The organism is Staphylococcus sp. HMSC035D11, from assembly GCF_001836075.1.
GTDB lineage: Bacteria > Bacillota > Bacilli > Staphylococcales > Staphylococcaceae > Staphylococcus > Staphylococcus hominis.
Map to the genome: position 1 here is coordinate 1 of NZ_KV827279.1, position 593 is coordinate 593.

The 593-nt window shown below is 24.1% G+C and carries 1 protein-coding gene; it reads left to right on the top strand.

From position 1 onward, the window contains the following. Window positions 1-135 precede the first annotated feature (135 nt). A partial coding sequence (locus HMPREF2647_RS09165) for a hypothetical protein (RefSeq protein WP_070859980.1) occupies window positions 136-593 on the top strand: 458 nt, incomplete at its 3' end.

Consider the following 593-nt stretch of genomic DNA (forward strand, 5'->3'; position numbering starts at 1 on the left):
TACAGATACTTTATGTCCCAGCCTCTTTTTATTATTAAGTAAAATTATAAAAGACAATTTCTTAAATTAATAATATGATATACCTATATCTAATAATTTATTAGTATTAATAAACCTTGAAAGGATGATTAACTGATGAATAGAGCAGATATTTTTAAAATATTTGATGTAGAACTTAATATAACTATATTTTTAGGAGCACTAGTAGCAACTTTCATCTATTTTATAAGTTACATGAACAATGTAAATGAATTAATTACATTATGCTTAACATTAGCTTTTCCTGCATATTTATTAAAAATTAGCAGATCGTTCGAGGTTATTTTATTAGAGGAAAAAATAAAAAATAGTAAAATCAAAATCTGTGACAAAGATAGAATTGAACGAGAGATACTGGTGAAAAAGAACCTAATAGATGAACTATTGTTTCCTAATAGAGTTATTAAAAAATATACACTGACAATTTTAATTTACAGTATAGGTATTATTATTCTTTTACTACTTTGTAATATGTTAAGTTATGGAATTGGTGAAAATGTCAATTTTATCTGGAGATTACTAGCTTGTTATGTAACGAGTGTCACAGTGATTAT